The following is a 16,544-nucleotide window of genomic DNA, read 5'->3' as shown; positions in this document are numbered from 1 at the left end:
ACTAGCGCGTCATGGGGTTAAAAAGTGAGCGCCTTGGCCTCGACACTCTTGACCCCACGTATATTCTGGGCATGTTCGATGGCCAGCGCCCGTTCCGCGCCACTGTGTACCTTGCCACTAAGATGGACCACGCCGTCTTCCGTGGTAACCGCTATATCGGAGCTGCTGACATTGCTGGAATACATAAAGGTCGCCTTCACCTTCATGGTGATCCAGCTGTCGGACATCCCGTGTCCGGCTCCTTTTTCTGCCTCTTTGGGTTCGTTTTTGGTGATATTCGGATCTATCCGCAGCTGGTTGTTCACGCCCACTACGCCGCGTGTGCTCGCGGCCTGTCGGCCGGCGAATTCCCTGGCTTCGGCGCTGCCGGCCGCTCCCTTCAGTGTGACCTTGCCTCTTTCGGTTGTCACTTCCGCTGCCAGGCCGTCGGCATGCTTACTCCACAACAGCTTAGACTTGACCGCCGCGGTCATGGAGACATCATCGACCCGCTCGCCATAACTGCGCGCGCCGGTCGGCGCCAGCGGCGCATAACCCGCCTTCACCTGGATATCGTTGTTGACGGAGGTGATCCCCTTCACCCCCAAGGCAATTTGCTCGGCCAGCTCTTTATTGACGGCCTCGTCCACCACGCCGGTGAGGGTGGCCTCGCCGTCTTGCACCGTTACCTGCAGATCGTTGGCCCGTAAATAGGGGCTCAGGATATAGGTGGTCCAAATCTGGGTTTCCATCCTGATATCGGACATTTCATAGGGCCGGGTCTGGGTTTGTGCGCCGAGCGAGGCACTGAAAACGGCGAGCAGCAGTAGCCCGCCCAGTGCCATCATTAATTTCAACTGTTGATACTGCATATGGAAAATATGCATGGCCTTTCTCCGGAATAAACCAATACGAAAGCCTGACGAAAGCCTGTGTTCCGCTACCGGATCCGGCCACGCCGCCGAGGCGGCATGGCCGGGGTTGGCGATCGCAGGGCGTTATCATCCGGTCCGTCCATGGACTGGTACCGCCCTGAGACCTATTTATCGGCTTCTATTTCTTGGCTTCAGGGCGTTGCTGCTTGGGCTCTTGCTGGCCCTGTGCCTGCGCTTGCGGCTCTTGCTGACCCTGCGCTTTACGGGGTTCTTGTTGTTCTTCGCCCAGTTTGCGCTGTTGCTGGGGATCCTGGGGAGCCGTTTTTTTGCCGGGCTGCTCGGGTTGGTTGGGCTGATTGGGTTTGTGTGACTTGTCCATAATAACCTCGGGGTGTTGACCGTCCGCGATATTGCGGGCTGGCTACAAGGTAACAATGACAGAGAATCGGTACGGCGTCGGTACGTTGTCGCGCATAACGGGAAATACTTGCTAAACTGCATCTGATGAATGTAAAGGATGGGCTGGCAGACCAGGGACGAGGAAAATGCCCCCAGGGCCTGGTGACCCCAAGGGCGCATGTGAATTTTACTATTCGATCGCCTCAGCCGACACGTATGCCGTCCAGGGCGCCCAGAACGCCGAACGCCTGCAACAGCCAGATGACCACGGCAATAACGACAACGATATTAAGGATATTTTTGATCTTGCGATCCATTGGAATGTAAGCGTTAACCAGCCAAAGCAGAACCCCCACCACAATCAGCACGATAACCAGGTTAATAAGCGGCATGAGGACTCTCCTGTGAGATAAATCCGGTATAGCCTGTTGGTATAAAAGCTACCATCAGGGCCAGTCTACCGATTGATACGAGAAATCTTGGTGCCTTCTATGCTGAGTCCCGCCATCAGCCCCTGCTGGCTGAAAATAAACGCATAGGCATCATGTTGCAGGGACGAGGTCGACAGGTTTTTTGCGACCCCTTCGTCCACCACCACCACGGTGGGACCGACACCCAGCTCCCAGCCTTGGGTATCTTCAACATAGCTCACTGCCTCCTCTGTCATCAGAAACACTGCATAGCCATAGGTCTGGGCACCGATTTGCAGCCCCCAGGATCCCGAAACCGAGTTGTAATAATCGACGGTCGAGTCACCTTTTATCAGCACGCCTTCACCATAGCTGCCGCCAAACACCAGCCCCGCCTTCACCATATTCGGGAATACCAGTACCCCCTTGGCCGTGTGCGAAAAGCTCTCGGCGATAGGTTCGGTGCGATACAGGGTCTGCAGCGCCTGACGGGAATCCCTGTCCAGATCTTCCGCAGTGGCCGCGACGGCCTGATTATTCACCGCCGGCAGGACGAAGAAAGCCGCCGCCAGGATGAGCGCGAACACATTGCGTTGTAGGCTGTACATAATCATTACTCCTTCACATAACATCCCCCACCGTCACGAGCCATAACGATGGCTTCCACAGTGTCGTAGTGCTTGCGGTCAGATCCGCCCCAGCAACAGCAACACCACCACAATAACCAGCACAACCCCCAGTACCCCGCTCGGAGCGAAGCCCCAATTACGGCTGTAAGGCCAGGTTGGAATAGCGCCGATCAACAGCAAGACCAGCAGAATTAACAGAATGGTACCCATAGCGATGCCTCCCGACAGGTGACCAACAAGGATGTCGGCAGATGCCGAACCCCGTTTGCGGGCGCAGCGACGGACATTGCCTGCCACGCCGTTCGGGTGATACCGATAACAGAACTGCCAGCATGGCACTCGGTCATCATCACCTGACTCCCACTTTACTCTCACGGAAAACATCGTCTGTTCGTTAACGCACACGGACCGCCCCGACCTGTTCCGGGGTTATGTGCGTCAAAGTACAGACGGGGACCGCCCGAATGGATAACCTGAACCCGATATCGGATGCCATCCATGGGAGGTCGCCGTGACTAACATGGGTCTTTGCATCAGAAAGACGACCGGCAGCACCGTCACTGGAGGCTGACATGAACCGGCATGACGACGGCCTCGGCCCTAGACACAGGAGTTACATATGAACTGGGATATCGTGGAAGGCAACTGGAAGCAGTTCAAGGGCAAGATCAAGGCGCAATGGGGCAAGCTGACCGATGATCACCTTGACGTGATCGCCGGAAAACGCCAGGAGCTGGCAGGCAAGATCCAGGAAACCTACGGCATCAGCAAGGATGAAGCCGAACAGCAGATCAAGGACTTTGAAGAGCAAAACAAAGACTGAGCTGAACAGCACCGTCCCGAGCCTCCCCGGGACAACAAGCCCCAAACCACTCAGCCCCGCATCCATTCATGGGAACACTCAATGAGGGCCGGCGCCGCTGGGATCAAATTCAACATTTTCAATATTAAACGCTATAAGCATCCACCAGGGCAGAGTAAAATCACTATAAATAACAATAATGCAGCGCATGTCTCCAAAATTCTGTCGCTCCGCCCCTGCCCGCCATAAGACCACCGTCGTCCCCCGTCAAGTTTCTCCGATTACGGGGTTGGCAAAACCGGCGCGAGTTGTTAAGGTGAATCCGTTTTCAACGAATTGAACGAGCCGAATACAGCATCATGAACTTCCTGCACACCGCCAAGCATCACCATCATCATCCACACTAGTCTTTCAGAATGCTTTTTCTGGAAGACCTTGCGCTTGGCGGCTTCCAGCAGGACAGAATTATCGACCCCCGGAAGCTTGGCTTTCGGGGGTTTTTCGTTTCAGGACTCAAATCAGCAACAAGGAACACCGATCATGACTTTGGATAAAACCCGTCTTCGTATTGCGATTCAGAAATCCGGTCGCCTGAGCAAGGAATGCCAGAAGCTGCTCAAGGGCTGCGGCGTCAAGCTCAATCTGCGTGAGCAGCGACTGATCGCCCACGCCGAAAACATGCCCATCGATCTGTTGCTGGTGCGGGACGACGACATTCCCGGCCTGGTGATGGACGGCGTGGTGGATCTGGGCGTGGTGGGTGAAAACGTGCTGGAAGAGACCCTGATGGAGCGCCAGGCCACCGGTGAATCTGCCGACTACACCGAGCTCAAGCGCCTCGACTTTGGCGGCTGCCGGCTGTCACTGGCAGTTGCCGACGACTTTGACTACCAGGGCCCTAAAAGCCTGGAAGGCAAGCGCATTGCCACCTCCTACCCCTGGCTGCTGAAGCGCTATATGGACCAGCAGGGCGTGAAGTTCAAGAGCGTGATGCTGAACGGCTCGGTGGAAGTGGCGCCCCGCGCCGGCGTGGCCGACGCCATCTGCGATCTGGTGTCGACCGGCGCCACCCTGGAAGCCAACGGCCTGGTGGAAGCCGACGTCATCTTCCGCTCCAAGGCGGTGCTGATCCAGAGCGGCAACGCCCTGCCCGCCGGCAAGCAGCAAATTGTGGACAAACTGCTGCCCCGCATTCAGGGCCTGCAACAGGCGCGGGAAAGCAAATACATCATGCTGCACGCCCCCAAGGACAAGCTGGAGCAGGTGATCGATCTGCTGCCCGGCGCCGAGCGGCCCACCATTATGCAGCTGGCGGGCGAGACCAACCAGGTGGCCATTCACATGGTGAGCAGCGAAGACATGTTCTGGGAAACCATGGAAGGCCTCAAGGCCCTGGGCGCGTCATCCATTCTGGTTCTGCCCATTGAGAAGATGATGGAGTAAGCCATGAACACCCTGGACTGGAACCGACTGAGTGCCGCCGAGCAGGCCGCCGCCCTGCGCCGCCCCGCTCTCGCGCAGAGCGGCCGCGAGGCGCAGGTGGCCGACATTATCAGCCAAGTGCGCGAAGGGGGCGACGCCGCCCTGCTCGAGCTGACCCGTACTCTGGACCGAGCCGAGCGCGACACCCTTGAACTGACCGAGGCGGAGATCGCCGCCGCGGTTGAGCGGGTAAGCGATGAGCTCAAGGCCGCCATTGAGCTGGCCATCACCAATATTGGGGCCTTTCACCGCGCCCAGCTGCCCACCCCGGTGGTGCAGGACACCGCCCCCGGCGTGCGCTGCGAGCTGCACTTTCAGCCGATAGAAAAAGTCGGTCTGTATGTGCCCGGCGGCAGCGCTCCCCTGGTCTCCACCGTGATGATGCTGGCCATTCCGGCCCGCCTGGCCGGTTGCGAGCGGGTGGTGCTGGCTTCGCCGCCGCCCATCAACGACGCCATCATCTATACCGCCAAACGTTGCGGCGTGGACGCCATCTATACCCTTGGGGGCGCCCAGGCCATTGCCGCCATGGCCTATGGCAGCGAGACCGTCACCAAAGTGGACAAGATCTTCGGCCCGGGCAATGCCTGGGTGACCGAGGCCAAGCAGCAGGTATCTTCCGATGTAGACGGCGCCGCCATCGACATGCCCGCCGGCCCGTCGGAAGTGCTGGTAATCGCCGACGACAGTGCCGACGCCGACTTTATCGCCTCGGATCTGTTGTCTCAGGCCGAGCACGGCCCCGACTCCCAGGTGATTCTGGTCACCCCGAGCCGCGCCCTGGCGGCACGAGTGGACGACGCCCTTGAGCGCCAGCTGGCCGAGCTGTCCCGCGCCGACATTGCCCGCCAGGCTCTGGGTGAAAGTCGTACCTTTATCTGCACCGATCTGGCCGAGGCGGCGCGCATTTCCAATGCCTACGCTCCCGAGCACCTGATCGTACAGACCGATAACCCCCGCGCCCTGCTGCCGAGCCTGAAAAACGCCGGCTCGGTCTTTCTCGGCGCCTGGACCCCGGAGTCGGTGGGCGATTACGCCAGTGGCACCAACCACACCCTGCCCACCTACGGCTATGCCCGCACCTATTCCAGCCTGGGGCTGGCCGACTACCAGCGCCGCTATACGGTGCAGGAGCTGAGCCCCGAAGGCCTGCGTGCCATTGGCCCGGCAGTGGAGCTGCTGGCCGCCACCGAAACCCTGGATGCCCACAAAAACGCCGTGACCCTGCGCCTGGCGAAACTGGAGAAACAAGCATGAGCCTTACCCAACTGGCCCGGGCCAAAGTGCAGCAATTGACCCCCTACCAGTCCGCCCGGCGCATTGGCGGCCAGGGCCATGTGTGGCTGAACGCCAACGAGGCGGCCGACAGCGGCGAGTTCAGCCTGAACTGCGAGCGGCTGAACCGCTATCCGGAATGCCAGCCGCCCCAGGTGATCAACGCCTATGCCGCCTATGCCGGCGTGAGCCCGGAGCAAGTGCTGGTAAGCCGCGGCGGCGACGAAGGCATTGAGCTGCTGATCCGCACCTTTTGCGAGCCGGGGCAGGACAGCGTGCTGATCTGCCCGCCCACCTACGGCATGTATGCCATCAGCGCCGAGACCAACGGCGTGAACGTGGTGGAAGTGCCCCTCACCGGCGCGCGCCAGCCGGACTTTGACGGCATTATCGCCCGCCTCGACGAGGTGAAGATTGTCTTTCTGTGCTCCCCCAACAACCCCACCGGCGATCTGGTGGACAAAGCCGGCCTGCTGCGGCTGCTGAACGCCGCCAAAGGTCGCGCCCTGGTGGTGGTGGACGAGGCCTATATCGAGTTTTGCCCCGAGCACAGCCAGGCAGAGCTGCTCAACGACTACGACGGCCTGGTGATCATTCGCACCCTGTCCAAGGCCTTTGGTCTGGCGGGCATTCGCTGCGGCTTTACCCTGGCCAGCCCCGAGGTGATTGGCCTGCTGCTGAAGGTCATCGCCCCCTACCCGGTGCCCGATCCGGTGGCCCAGATTGCCGCCCAGGCCCTGAGCGAACAGGGCCTGGTGCTGATGCGCCAGCGGGTTGACGAGATCAACCGCCTGAAAACCGAGCTGGCCGGCCAGCTTGAGCAGCACGACCAGGTGAAAGAGGTGTTCGCCCCCAATGGCAACTACCTGCTGGTACGCTTTGCCCCGGGCAGCGAAATGTTTGCCCGCATGAGCCGGGCCGGTATCATATTGCGCGACTTTGCAAGCAAGCCGGGACTGGCCGACTGCATTCGCATTACCATCGGCAGCCGTGCCGAGATGGACGCGGTACTGAACGTACTGCAAAAGGAGCAATAAGTGTCTAAGGAACGTATTCTTTTTATTGACCGCGACGGCACCCTGGTGGAAGAGCCGCCGGTCGACAAGCAGCTGGACCGCCTCGACAAACTGGCGTTTCTGCCCAACGCCATTCCGGCGCTGCTGACCCTGCAAAACGCCGGCTACCGGCTGGTGATGGTCACCAACCAGGATGGCCTGGGCACCGACAGCTTCCCTCAGGAAGACTTTGACGCCCCCCACAACCTGATGATGCAGATTTTCACTTCTCAGGGCGTGCGCTTTGACGATGTGCTGATCTGCCCGCACTTTCAGCACGATGACTGCGCCTGCCGCAAGCCGCGCCTGGGGCTGGTGAAAGACTACCTGCAGCAGGGCAAAATCGACTTTACCGACTCCTGGGTCATTGGCGACCGCCACACCGACATGCAGCTGGCCGAGAACATGGGCCTGCCCGGCCTGCACTACGGCCACAACAACCTGGGCTGGGACGAAATTGTGGCCAGGCTCACCTGTCGCGGCCGCACCGCCGAGGTGACCCGCACCACCAAGGAAACCGACATTCGCGTGGAGCTGGATCTGGACCGCACCGGCGGCAGCCAAATCAGCACCGGCCTGCACTTTTTTGATCACATGCTGGATCAAATCGCCACCCACGGCGGTTTTCACCTGAAGGTGGCGGTGGAAGGGGATCTGCATATTGACGATCACCACACCGTGGAAGACACCGCCCTGGCTCTGGGTGAAGCCCTGCGCAAGGCCCTGGGCAACAAGCGCGGCATTGGCCGTTTTGGCTTTGTGCTGCCCATGGACGAGTGCGAAGCGGCGGTGACCCTGGACCTTTCCGGCCGCCCCTACATGAAGTTTGAAGGCGAATTCAAGCAGCCCAAGGCCGGCGATCTCACCGTGGAAATGGTGCCGCACTTCTTCCGCTCCCTGAGCGACAGCCTGGCCGCCAACATTCACCTCAAGGTGACCGGCGACAACACCCACCACATGGTGGAAAGCGTGTTCAAGAGCTTTGGCCGCGCCCTGCGCCAGGCCATTCGGGTGGAAGGCAATGAGCTGCCGTCCAGCAAGGGGGTTTTGTGAAAACAGTCATTATCGACACCGGCTGCGCCAACCTCTCCTCCGTGCGCTATGCCATTGAGCGCCTCGGTTATGAGGTGACCGTGAGCCGCGACCCGGACGTGGTGCTGGCCGCCGACAAGCTGCTGCTGCCCGGCGTGGGCACCGCCAAAGAGGCCATGAAAAACCTGGCCGACCGCGGCCTGATTGAACTGCTCGACCAGGTGCAGCAGCCGGTGCTGGGCATTTGTCTTGGCATGCAGATGCTGGTAAAGCACTCGGAAGAAGGCGATGTGGCCTGCCTGGGCAAGGTGGATGCCGAGTGCCGGCACATGGAGGGAGGCGACGGCGTGCGCCTGCCCCACATGGGCTGGAACCAGATCACCCCCATGCCGGAGCACCCGCTGTTTAAGGACATTCCCGAAGGCAGCTTCTTCTATTTTGTGCATTCCTACGCGGTGCCCGTGGGTGAATACACCCTGGCCACCAGCCAGCACGGCCAGACGTTCAGCGCCGCCATTGGCCAGGAAAACTTCTTTGGTGTGCAATTTCACCCGGAGCGCTCCGGTGCCGCCGGCGCCCAACTGCTGAAAAACTTTCTGGAGCTGTAATGATTATCCCTGCAATCGATCTGATCGGTGGAAAAGTGGTTCGCCTGTATCAGGGCGACTACCAGCAAAAAACCGAATACACCGCTTCACCCCAGGAGCGCTTTGATCTGTATGTGGCCGAAGGGGCCACCCAGCTGCATCTGGTGGATCTGGACGGCGCCAAGAACAGCAGCGAGCGCCAGCTTGAAGTGATCAGGAGCCTGATTGAAAACACGCCGGTGCCGGTGCAGATTGGCGGCGGCATTCGCACCGAGCAGGACGTGAAAGACCTGCTCGACATCGGCGCCCAGCGGGTGGTGATTGGCTCCACCGCGGTGAAAAACCCGGAAATGGTGGCCGGCTGGCTCAAGCAATACGGCGCCGACCGCATTGTGCTGGCGCTCGACATCAACATTACCGCCGACGGTGAGAAGAAAATCGCCATCGCCGGCTGGCAGGAAGACAGCGGCATTACCATTGAATCCCTGCTCGAGCACTACCTGCCCGCGGGCCTGTGCCATGTGCTGTGCACCGACATCTCCAAGGACGGCACCCTCACTGGCTCCAACGTGGCGCTGTATCGTGAGCTGGCCGCCCGCTACCCCACCATTCTGTGGCAGGCCTCCGGCGGCATCGGCAACATCGACGACATCGACGCCCTCAAGGGCACCGGCGTGGCCGGGGTGATCCTGGGCCGCTCGCTGCTGGAAGGCAAATTCACCGTCAAGGAGGCCATCGCATGCTGGCAAGACGCATAATTCCCTGCCTGGACGTAAAAGACGGCCAGGTGGTCAAGGGCGTAAAATTCCGCAATCACGAGATCATCGGCGATATCGTTCCGCTGGCGGAGCGCTACGCCGCCGAGGGCGCCGACGAACTGGTGTTTTACGATATTACCGCTTCAAGCCAGGACAGAGTGGTAGACAAGAGCTGGGTAAGCCGGGTGGCGGAAGTGATCGACATTCCCTTCTGCGTGGCCGGCGGCATCAAGTCGGTGGAAGACGCGGCGCGCATTCTGGAATTTGGCGCCGACAAGATTTCCATCAACTCCCCTGCCCTGGCCAACCCGGAGCTGATCACCGAGCTGGCCGACACCTTTGGCGTGCAGTGCATCGTGGTGGGCATCGACTCCTACTATGACGAGGCCACCGGCCAGTATCAGGTGCACCAGTTTACCGGTGACGAAAGCCGCACCCAGGTGACCCGCTGGAACACCTTTGACTGGGTGGAAGAAGTGCAGAAACGCGGCGCCGGTGAAATTGTGCTGAACGTGATGAACCAGGACGGCGTGCGCCAGGGCTACGACATTGAGCAACTGCTTAAGGTGCGCGCCATCTGCAACGTGCCGCTGATCGCCTCCGGCGGTGCCGGCGAAATGGTGCATTTTCGTGATGCGTTTCTGGAAGCAGACGTGGACGGCGCACTGGCCGCCTCGGTGTTTCACAAGGGTATCATCAACATGGGTGAGCTCAAGCAGTATCTCAAGCAGGAAGGAGTGGTGATCCGTGATTGATGCCAACAAGCTGGACTGGAACAAGGTGGACGGCATGATGCCGGTAATTGTGCAGGACAGCCACAGCGGCCGGGTGCTGATGCTGGGCTATATGAACCAGGATGCCCTCGCCAAAACCCAGGAAACCGGCCAGGTGACCTTTTTCAGCCGCACCAAAAACCGGCTGTGGACCAAGGGCGAAAGCTCCGGCCATGTGCTGAAACTGAAAGACATCAGCACCGACTGCGACAGCGACACCCTGCTGGTCATGGCCGAGCCGGTGGGCCCCACCTGCCACCTGGGCAATGTGTCCTGCTTTAACGAGCAACAGGCCCCGGCCCTGACCTTTCTGGCCGAGCTGGAACAGGTGATCGCCAGCCGCAAGGGCGCCGATCCCAAGTCCAGCTATACCGCCAGCCTGTATGCCAGCGGCACCAAGCGCATTGCCCAGAAGGTGGGTGAAGAAGGCGTGGAAACCGCGCTGGCCGCCACCGTGCACGACAAGGACGAGCTGGTGAATGAATCTGCCGATCTGCTCTACCACCTCACCGTGCTGCTGCAGCAGGAAGGCCTGCAACTAGCCGACATCATGGCCAAACTCAAAGAGCGCCACAGCAAGTAACTTGCAAAGCCGGGTTTCACGCCCGGCTTTTTAGTACGCCTGTACGCCCCAATTTATTGGGGCAACCTATTCAAAATCAACGAATTAACCGCAGGTTGGCGATGAGCGCAGCGAATCCCAACACTTCCCCCGGCCACCCCGCCGCCTGAAATCCCGCAAACCGTCTGTAATACCGTGCACCATCGTCGGCCACGGGGCACTACTTCACGACACGCTTCAAGCCCTTCCGTGGGGCGTTCGGCAAATGCCATCCATGGCATTTGATCGGTCGTGAAGCAGACACCCCGCTCCCTCCTCAATCAGCTCCTTGCACCGCTTTTCTCGTTCCCACGCCCCGCGTGGGAACGCATACCAATTCAGACATCCTTGCCTGGGCAAATACAATACGAATGGATGTAAACGATCTTTCCCTTCTTAATGTGGTAAACATCGCAGTATCTCACGTCACCATCGACTTCCCGCCCCTCGACCACGACCGAATGTGCTCCAACAGTAATGTGTTCATTCCGAAAGTTGGGGGCCCCCTGCTCCGTCATCTGAGCACAGAACGCCTGCACGGAACCGAGCCCGGCAATGGTTTTCTGCCCGATCACCTCCCACCTGACGTTAGCATCCAGGTGTGGCAGACAGGGTTCAAGCCGACCTTCAGAAAACGCTTCACATACCTGCGTACCGCTTCATCCACCATGACCACCTCCTTGAGCCGAATCTCTTCTCGGCACAACGCCGTTTTCCCCAAGGAATGAGCGCGATCCTGTTCAATAATTATAGAAAGAGGGAGTTCCGGCCATCATGCCCGGTAAAGTGCGTCATTCCCGCGAAGACGGGAATCCATTCCTCAGGCTCACCCGGTGCATCAGATAAAAATTCGCACCACAAAGCATTATGTAAAATACAAACTAAAAACTCTTACAACACCCGGCTCATGCGATAATACGCCACCCCATGCTTGTAAAACCGCTCTCCTTCCACCGCAAAACCAAACCGCTGATAAAAATCCAGGGCCGAGGCCCGAGCATCAAACCAGAACACCCGCACGCCTCTTGCACGCAAATGCTCAATCAAAAACTCAAGCACCGCAGAGCCAACGCCCTGCCCCTGGCACTCGGTGCTGTTGGCAAATTTGCGCAGCCGCGCCGTGTCCCCCTCAAAAAACACCGAGGCCACGCAAATCACTTCTCCGTTTTGGCGCACGCCAAAATGCTCACCGACATCGTCTTCCGCCACACGGCAAAATGCCACCGGTTCGTTCGGCCACAATACCTCATGGCGCACCGGCAGCACTTCTTCAATGGTTAACACTTCAACCTGCATCGTCAGCCAGCCATTTGTACATCACAAAGGTATCCACATACCCCAGCCGTGCATGCCGGTACGCCCTGGGCACCCGGCCAACAATATCAAAGCCGAGCTTTTGCCAAAGCCGTACCGCCACCTCGTTGGTGGACACCACACTGTTAAACTGCATGGCCTTAAAGCCAAGGGCCAGCGCCTGCTGCTGGGAATGCTCGCACAGCGCCTGAGCAATGCCCTTGCCTCTGGCCTGCTCAGACACCATATAACCGCAGTTGCACACATGGCTGCCCGGCCCGGCGGCATTGGCCTTGATGTAATAAGAGCCCAGCACCTCCCCCTGCTCCACATACACAAAGGTCTTCAGCGGCAGCTCGCACCACAACTCATACGCCTGCTCCAGGCTCATATCCGGCGCAAAGACGTAGGTCTCCTGCGCCTGAATCACCCGGAAGAACTCGGGCCAGAAGGATTCAAACTCCGAACGTGTAATGGGCTTAATCATGGGCCAGCGCATAATCAATGGCCGCACACACCGCCGCCACCTGAGCGGCATTGCACTGTTCGGGCGTAGCACGGGGGCTGTCGGGGTACACTTCCGTGGTGGTCTTGTAGCGGGCATTGGTGATGCCGGCACACAGGCCAAGTTTTGTGAGCGGATATTCAATCACGCCTCTAGCCACCACGGGGGAGCCGATGATCTCGCCCTTGTCATCCGCCGGGGCAATATGCGTCACCTCCTCCACTGCCTTTATCACCGCCTGCTGGAACTCAGGCTGCGGCTGTTCGCTGTCATCCACCAGATAAAAACCATCGGGAATGCCACAGGGCTCATAGGGCTTGCCGTCCCGCGCTGCCAGCGCCGGGCGGAACTCGCTTTCATCGGTATCCGTGGTCTCGTGCAGATCGATATGCAGCAACACTTGCTCACGCACCGGCGCCACCAGCTGCAGCAATGCTGCCGACTCAGCCGCCGGACTGTTTTCCCTGAACGAACGGTTCGGATCCACCGCGTTGGCGTTCCAGCGATGAATACGCTCATAAGCCCAGGGGCTGACACAGGGTGCCACCAGCAGATTCACCCGGCCGGCATAACGCCCGGCATGCTGCTCCACAAACTGCAGCGCCCCGTGCACCCCACTGGTTTCATAACCGTGCACCCCGCCGGTGACCAGCACCACCGGCAAATCATGCTGCCAGTGGTTACGAATAGCCATCAGCGGAAAACGCTCATCGCCGTAATTCAGCTCGTCGTAGGACTGCACCTCAAAGCGCGAGCGCAGGCGCTCAATTACCGTAAGCACTTCGGTCTGATAACTGCGCTGGCGGCGCTGCAGTGCCCGCCACGCGGCGCGCTCCGCCTCGCCCCAGGGGGTATTGGGAGTGCCAATGGGATAGGTATTCATGTGATGTCTCCGGGTAATCAATGCTTTCGGGCATTCTATCAGGTGCAAACGGGGTCGCAATCAGGGCCGACAAAGCGCAACGAACGCTGACGTAAACTCAGCAAAGTATGTCATCACACAGCCAATCTCCAATTAACAACACGATTGGCCCCGCTGTACCGGAGGACAGGGTGTATCCAGGGCAAGATCATGAACGTTTTATGACCAGTATGGGGTGATTTGACCCGCTGATCGACTTGTGATCTTATACTCCCTTTTGGGAGTACGACTATGAGCCTGGATGCCTTTTCCGAGTACTTTGCTGCACTGAAAGATCCCCGCCAGACGGCCAAAATCCGTTACCCGCTGTTCGATGTGCTGTTCCTGACGGTCTGTGCCGTCATCGCCGGTGCCGAAGGGTGGGAGGACATCGAAGACTTCGGTGAGGCACACCTCGACTGGTTTCAGAGTAAAGGCCTGTTTCCCAATGGCTTGCCGGTTCATGACACCATCGCCCGTATCGTCTCCGCCCTTGACCCGGCCGAGTTCCAACAGTGTTTTATTCAGTGGGCACAATCGGTCAATGAGCGGACCGGCCATGAGCTGATTGCCATTGATGGCAAAACCTTACGGGGCTCCTATGACCGTGAGGACAGGTGCTCAGCCATCCACATGGTCAGTGCCTTTGCGGTCGATAACAAGGTCGTCATGGGGCAACTGAAAACCGAGGCCAAATCCAATGAAATCACGGCCATCCCCGCGCTGATAAGCCTGCTGGATATCAACGGCTGCTTGGTTTCTATTGATGCCATGGGCTGCCAGACCAAGATTGCAGAGGCCATTATCAACCAGGGCGGCGATTACCTGCTGGCAGTAAAAGACAACCAGGAGCGGTTGCATCAGGCTGTGCAGCGTGAGCTTCGCCCGGTACACAGCGCGGAAATCAATCCGGAAAACGTCACCATCGAGCAGGGGCATGGCCGTATCGAAGCCCGGGAGTACCATGTTCTGCCAGCGGATGTGCTGCGTAACGAGTTTCCCGAATGGGCGGGCATGACGACACTGGGCGTTGCCATCGGCTATCGCCAGGGTAAGTCAGGCACGCCGTCTTTGGAGTATCGTTACTACATCAGTTCAGCAGCGCTGGACACAGCTCGGTTTGCCGCAGCGGTTCGTGGTCACTGGGGCATTGAAAATAGTCTGCACTGGGTTCTGGACGTCTCAATGAAGGAAGATGCTTGCCCCATTTATCGCGGCAATGCTGCCGAAATCCTCGCTGGCTTCCGGCATATGGCCCTGAATATGCTCCGCGCTGACACCTCGAAGAAGGCCAGTATCCGGCGAAAACAGAAGATGGTGAGCATGAACAGCGCTTACCTGGAGAAAGTGTTCATTGCCGGGCTGGCTTCGCTGGGCAAAAAATAATCACTCATGCTCTCACCCTGAGGGTGTATCTCCATAAGAACAAAATACACAGCAATCGCCATGCCTGGGTTTAAGCATGGCTTTGCAGTTTTTACATTCATAAAAATACTGGCAAGCATCCTCTGGCATGGTCTCCGTTTCCCTGTGACCGCACTTTGGGCATGTTACCTCAGATATGAATTTGGGTTTCATAATTCACCTTTATTTTAAGGACTAACGCCGCCATAAACGGCGCGAGCTTGCGAGCGTCCGGCGACCGCAGGGAGCGAATTTGATAGCCTTGTTAGAAGGGATTATGCTCCCCAGCCTGACATGCTGGTTTTGCCACCCACATATTGGTCACTGACCATCATTCCAAGTATTTGCCCCACAGATGTAAGTTGACAGCTTTTAAGTGATCCCCCCTCCCAAACGGACAACATCTTTTCTCCTAGCTGGCTTGTCTTGAATTGTTCGTAATTAAAACCATTGCCCATTTTTTGATTAAGGATTTGAGACAGATCCCTTGTGATAAAGGGTTCGAATTTCAGGCAAGACAACGATTCCAAGTGTGTATAGTCCATATGGTTTGGATTGACACTCAAAAATGGAGCCAGCCTTGCTTGCAGCCAAGGCATATGCTGGGACTCGTGAATAAGACCGTTAGGTTGAATATAAAGAACGTTTGCAAGTAGCCCGAGGATAGTTAGCTGATTGGGTGTCGTGTATGAGATGGCATCACATGCCATCTTACTAGCCATAGATAACATTGACTCTGCTGATGATTGTATCCTTTCTGCAACCAACCTCTATCGGAATTTCCTTATTCTCAACATTCTCAAGCACGCATGCAGCACTCTTTTCATTTCTAGAAGATTGTGAATGGGTGAATTTAATAGTTTCTACTTTCTTTTCTTTGTTAATTGTAATATTTGGGTATTCATTAACACTTACGGATGCACATGAAGTGACCAATGCAACGTTCAACAAGGCCAAGGTTGCTTGAACCATTCTTTTCTTGACTTTGATCATAAGGCTCCAAATTTATGTGAGAAATTTATAACGCTGCCAGCAGGGGCGCAGTTTACTGCGTCCCTGCTGGCTGGCCTTGTTAGGCTCTATTCTCGGGATATTCTGTCCCATTGACGGGCATAATAACCCTCTTCATTATCACAACTGTCGCAAACTAAAAACTCTGCATCATCACATCGGTGATATGCATCTAAAAGCGCCTCACCTTCTAACTTAGCAGAACAGTTATTATGATGTCCTCCTGGATCCGTGACACCTGAACATGTTTTTGAAAGATAAGGAGCAAGTACCGTTTTTTGTTTGGGAGATAACGTACTAAAACCTTGCGTTACTGCACGTTTAGCAATTCCTTCAGCCCCCGCAAATTTTGCATTATCAAAAACTCCGTGCTCCAATTGATAATCTAAGATTTTTTCTTCAATTCTCATAACTTGTCCTTTTCAATAATTGTGAACTTACGAAATTGTCGACATGAAGCCTAACATTTTAATAGTGAGCGTGCTCATATATGTTCAGACACCCGCTCTCGGTAAATTTCATAACGCCCTGATATACGATCATTTCCTCTCTTTTAGAGCAACTACTCCGTGATCAAAATGAGCATGCTCACTATCTACACAGCTTTACTCGTTATCTACATCTTCATCAAGCAAGCCCTTCAATTCAGGGCGAGATCGTGAACGTTTATTGAACAAATATAGGTGGTTGACGCAGTCATCCGGCTGTGATCTTATGCTTACTTTTTAGGTCTGAATCCATGTCTCTCGACGCCTTTAAAGAGCATTTCAAGC

22 protein-coding genes and 1 pseudogene are annotated in these 16,544 nt (G+C 57.3%); 11 read left to right on the top strand and 12 right to left on the bottom strand.

Features of this window, described 5'->3' with window-relative positions:
* Positions 1–17 precede the first annotated feature (17 nt).
* Positions 18–866, bottom strand: coding sequence for a BON domain-containing protein (locus DA373_RS12400; RefSeq protein WP_107852625.1), 849 nt, complete (start codon positions 864–866; stop codon positions 18–20).
* On the opposite strand from DA373_RS12400, the gene DA373_RS12395 reads away from it, so the two are divergent.
* A complete protein-coding gene (locus DA373_RS12395; protein ID WP_107852624.1) occupies positions 865–1,224 on the top strand; it encodes a hypothetical protein in 360 nt (119 codons plus the stop codon). The genes DA373_RS12400 and DA373_RS12395 overlap by 2 nt on opposite strands.
* Before the next feature lie 232 nt (positions 1,225–1,456).
* Here the strand turns inward: DA373_RS12395 and DA373_RS12390 are convergent, their stop codons facing one another.
* From DA373_RS12390 to DA373_RS12380, 3 genes are all read right to left on the bottom strand, one after another.
* Positions 1,457–1,645 (bottom strand): Thivi_2564 family membrane protein, encoded by a 189-nt coding sequence (locus DA373_RS12390; RefSeq protein ID WP_019933687.1) that lies wholly within the window; start codon positions 1,643–1,645, stop codon positions 1,457–1,459.
* Positions 1,646–1,710: 65 nt separating this feature from the next.
* The gene (locus DA373_RS12385) at positions 1,711–2,271 is read right to left on the bottom strand and encodes a lipid-binding SYLF domain-containing protein (RefSeq protein ID WP_107852623.1); all 561 of its coding nucleotides are present in this window, start codon (positions 2,269–2,271) and stop codon (positions 1,711–1,713) included.
* Between the two features lie 78 nt (positions 2,272–2,349).
* The gene (locus DA373_RS12380; protein ID WP_019933689.1) at positions 2,350–2,502 is read right to left on the bottom strand and encodes a DUF3309 family protein; all 153 of its coding nucleotides are present in this window, start codon (positions 2,500–2,502) and stop codon (positions 2,350–2,352) included.
* A gap of 409 nt (positions 2,503–2,911) precedes the next feature.
* On the opposite strand from DA373_RS12380, the gene DA373_RS12375 reads away from it, so the two are divergent.
* From DA373_RS12375 to hisIE, 9 genes are all read left to right on the top strand, one after another.
* Entirely contained in the window at positions 2,912–3,115 is a 204-nt protein-coding gene (locus tag DA373_RS12375; protein WP_107852622.1) for a CsbD family protein, read from the top strand.
* A 525-nt stretch (positions 3,116–3,640) separates the two neighbouring features.
* Positions 3,641–4,537, top strand: a complete 897-nt coding sequence (gene hisG, locus DA373_RS12370) for an ATP phosphoribosyltransferase (protein WP_107852673.1) — start codon at positions 3,641–3,643, stop codon at positions 4,535–4,537.
* Between the two features lie 3 nt (positions 4,538–4,540).
* A complete protein-coding gene (hisD, locus tag DA373_RS12365) occupies positions 4,541–5,833 on the top strand; it encodes a histidinol dehydrogenase (RefSeq protein WP_107852621.1) in 1,293 nt (430 codons plus the stop codon).
* Complete coding sequence (gene hisC, locus DA373_RS12360; protein ID WP_107852620.1) at positions 5,830–6,888, top strand: histidinol-phosphate transaminase; 1,059 nt, start codon at positions 5,830–5,832, stop codon at positions 6,886–6,888. Before hisD ends, hisC begins: the two co-directional genes overlap by 4 nt.
* Positions 6,889–7,959 (top strand): bifunctional histidinol-phosphatase/imidazoleglycerol-phosphate dehydratase HisB, encoded by a 1,071-nt coding sequence (hisB, locus tag DA373_RS12355; RefSeq protein WP_107852619.1) that lies wholly within the window; start codon positions 6,889–6,891, stop codon positions 7,957–7,959. It begins immediately after the preceding gene.
* Positions 7,956–8,546 carry an imidazole glycerol phosphate synthase subunit HisH gene (gene hisH, locus DA373_RS12350; protein WP_107852618.1) on the top strand — a complete coding sequence of 197 codons (591 nt, stop codon included), beginning with the start codon at positions 7,956–7,958 and terminating at the stop codon, positions 8,544–8,546. Before hisB ends, hisH begins: the two co-directional genes overlap by 4 nt.
* Positions 8,546–9,283: a 1-(5-phosphoribosyl)-5-[(5-phosphoribosylamino)methylideneamino]imidazole-4-carboxamide isomerase gene (gene hisA / locus DA373_RS12345; protein WP_107852617.1), complete on the top strand. Its 738-nt coding sequence runs from the start codon at positions 8,546–8,548 to the stop codon at positions 9,281–9,283. The genes hisH and hisA overlap by 1 nt, the downstream gene beginning before the upstream one ends.
* Complete coding sequence (gene hisF, locus DA373_RS12340; protein ID WP_107852616.1) at positions 9,265–10,038, top strand: imidazole glycerol phosphate synthase subunit HisF; 774 nt, start codon at positions 9,265–9,267, stop codon at positions 10,036–10,038. Before hisA ends, hisF begins: the two co-directional genes overlap by 19 nt.
* Positions 10,031–10,639 carry a bifunctional phosphoribosyl-AMP cyclohydrolase/phosphoribosyl-ATP diphosphatase HisIE gene (hisIE, locus tag DA373_RS12335; RefSeq protein WP_107852615.1) on the top strand — a complete coding sequence of 203 codons (609 nt, stop codon included), beginning with the start codon at positions 10,031–10,033 and terminating at the stop codon, positions 10,637–10,639. Before hisF ends, hisIE begins: the two co-directional genes overlap by 8 nt.
* Positions 10,640–10,995: 356 nt before the next feature.
* Here the strand turns inward: hisIE and DA373_RS16635 are convergent.
* The 4 genes and pseudogenes from DA373_RS16635 to DA373_RS12315 form a co-directional block, all read right to left on the bottom strand.
* Positions 10,996–11,295 (bottom strand): annotated as a pseudogene (locus DA373_RS16635) (nuclear transport factor 2 family protein); the annotation flags it as partial.
* 253 nt (positions 11,296–11,548) lie between these two features.
* On the bottom strand, positions 11,549–11,941 hold the full coding sequence (locus DA373_RS12325) for a GNAT family N-acetyltransferase (RefSeq protein ID WP_232821270.1): 393 nt from the start codon (positions 11,939–11,941) through the stop codon (positions 11,549–11,551).
* 1 nt (position 11,942) lies between these two features.
* Positions 11,943–12,437 carry a GNAT family N-acetyltransferase gene (locus DA373_RS12320; RefSeq protein WP_107852672.1) on the bottom strand — a complete coding sequence of 165 codons (495 nt, stop codon included), beginning with the start codon at positions 12,435–12,437 and terminating at the stop codon, positions 11,943–11,945.
* Positions 12,430–13,338 carry a M14 family metallopeptidase gene (locus DA373_RS12315; protein WP_107852612.1) on the bottom strand — a complete coding sequence of 303 codons (909 nt, stop codon included), beginning with the start codon at positions 13,336–13,338 and terminating at the stop codon, positions 12,430–12,432. Before DA373_RS12315 ends, DA373_RS12320 begins: the two co-directional genes overlap by 8 nt.
* 270 nt (positions 13,339–13,608) lie before the next feature.
* Here DA373_RS12315 and DA373_RS12310 point away from each other — a divergent pair, with 270 nt between their 5' ends.
* A complete protein-coding gene (locus tag DA373_RS12310; protein ID WP_107852611.1) occupies positions 13,609–14,742 on the top strand; it encodes an ISAs1 family transposase in 1,134 nt (377 codons plus the stop codon).
* A 12-nt stretch (positions 14,743–14,754) separates the two neighbouring features.
* Here DA373_RS12310 and DA373_RS16575 read toward each other — a convergent pair whose 3' ends face one another.
* The 4 genes from DA373_RS16575 to DA373_RS12295 all read right to left on the bottom strand — a co-directional run bounded on the left by DA373_RS16575 (position 14,755) and on the right by DA373_RS12295 (position 16,181).
* On the bottom strand, positions 14,755–14,934 hold the full coding sequence (locus DA373_RS16575; RefSeq protein ID WP_107852610.1) for a GDCCVxC domain-containing (seleno)protein: 180 nt from the start codon (positions 14,932–14,934) through the stop codon (positions 14,755–14,757).
* A gap of 101 nt (positions 14,935–15,035) precedes the next feature.
* Entirely contained in the window at positions 15,036–15,491 is a 456-nt protein-coding gene (locus DA373_RS12300) for an LPO_1073/Vpar_1526 family protein (RefSeq protein WP_157953719.1), read from the bottom strand.
* Entirely contained in the window at positions 15,475–15,753 is a 279-nt protein-coding gene (locus tag DA373_RS16335) for a hypothetical protein (RefSeq protein ID WP_157953718.1), read from the bottom strand. Before DA373_RS16335 ends, DA373_RS12300 begins: the two co-directional genes overlap by 17 nt.
* Before the next feature lie 86 nt (positions 15,754–15,839).
* On the bottom strand, positions 15,840–16,181 hold the full coding sequence (locus DA373_RS12295) for a hypothetical protein (RefSeq protein ID WP_107852608.1): 342 nt from the start codon (positions 16,179–16,181) through the stop codon (positions 15,840–15,842).
* Positions 16,182–16,544: the final 363 nt, after the last annotated feature.

Origin of the sequence: Oceanimonas marisflavi, assembly GCF_003049725.1 — a bacterium.
GTDB lineage: Bacteria > Pseudomonadota > Gammaproteobacteria > Enterobacterales > Aeromonadaceae > Oceanimonas > Oceanimonas marisflavi.
Note: the sequence above shows the minus strand (reverse complement) of the source record. Positions and strands in the feature narration are given on the sequence as shown.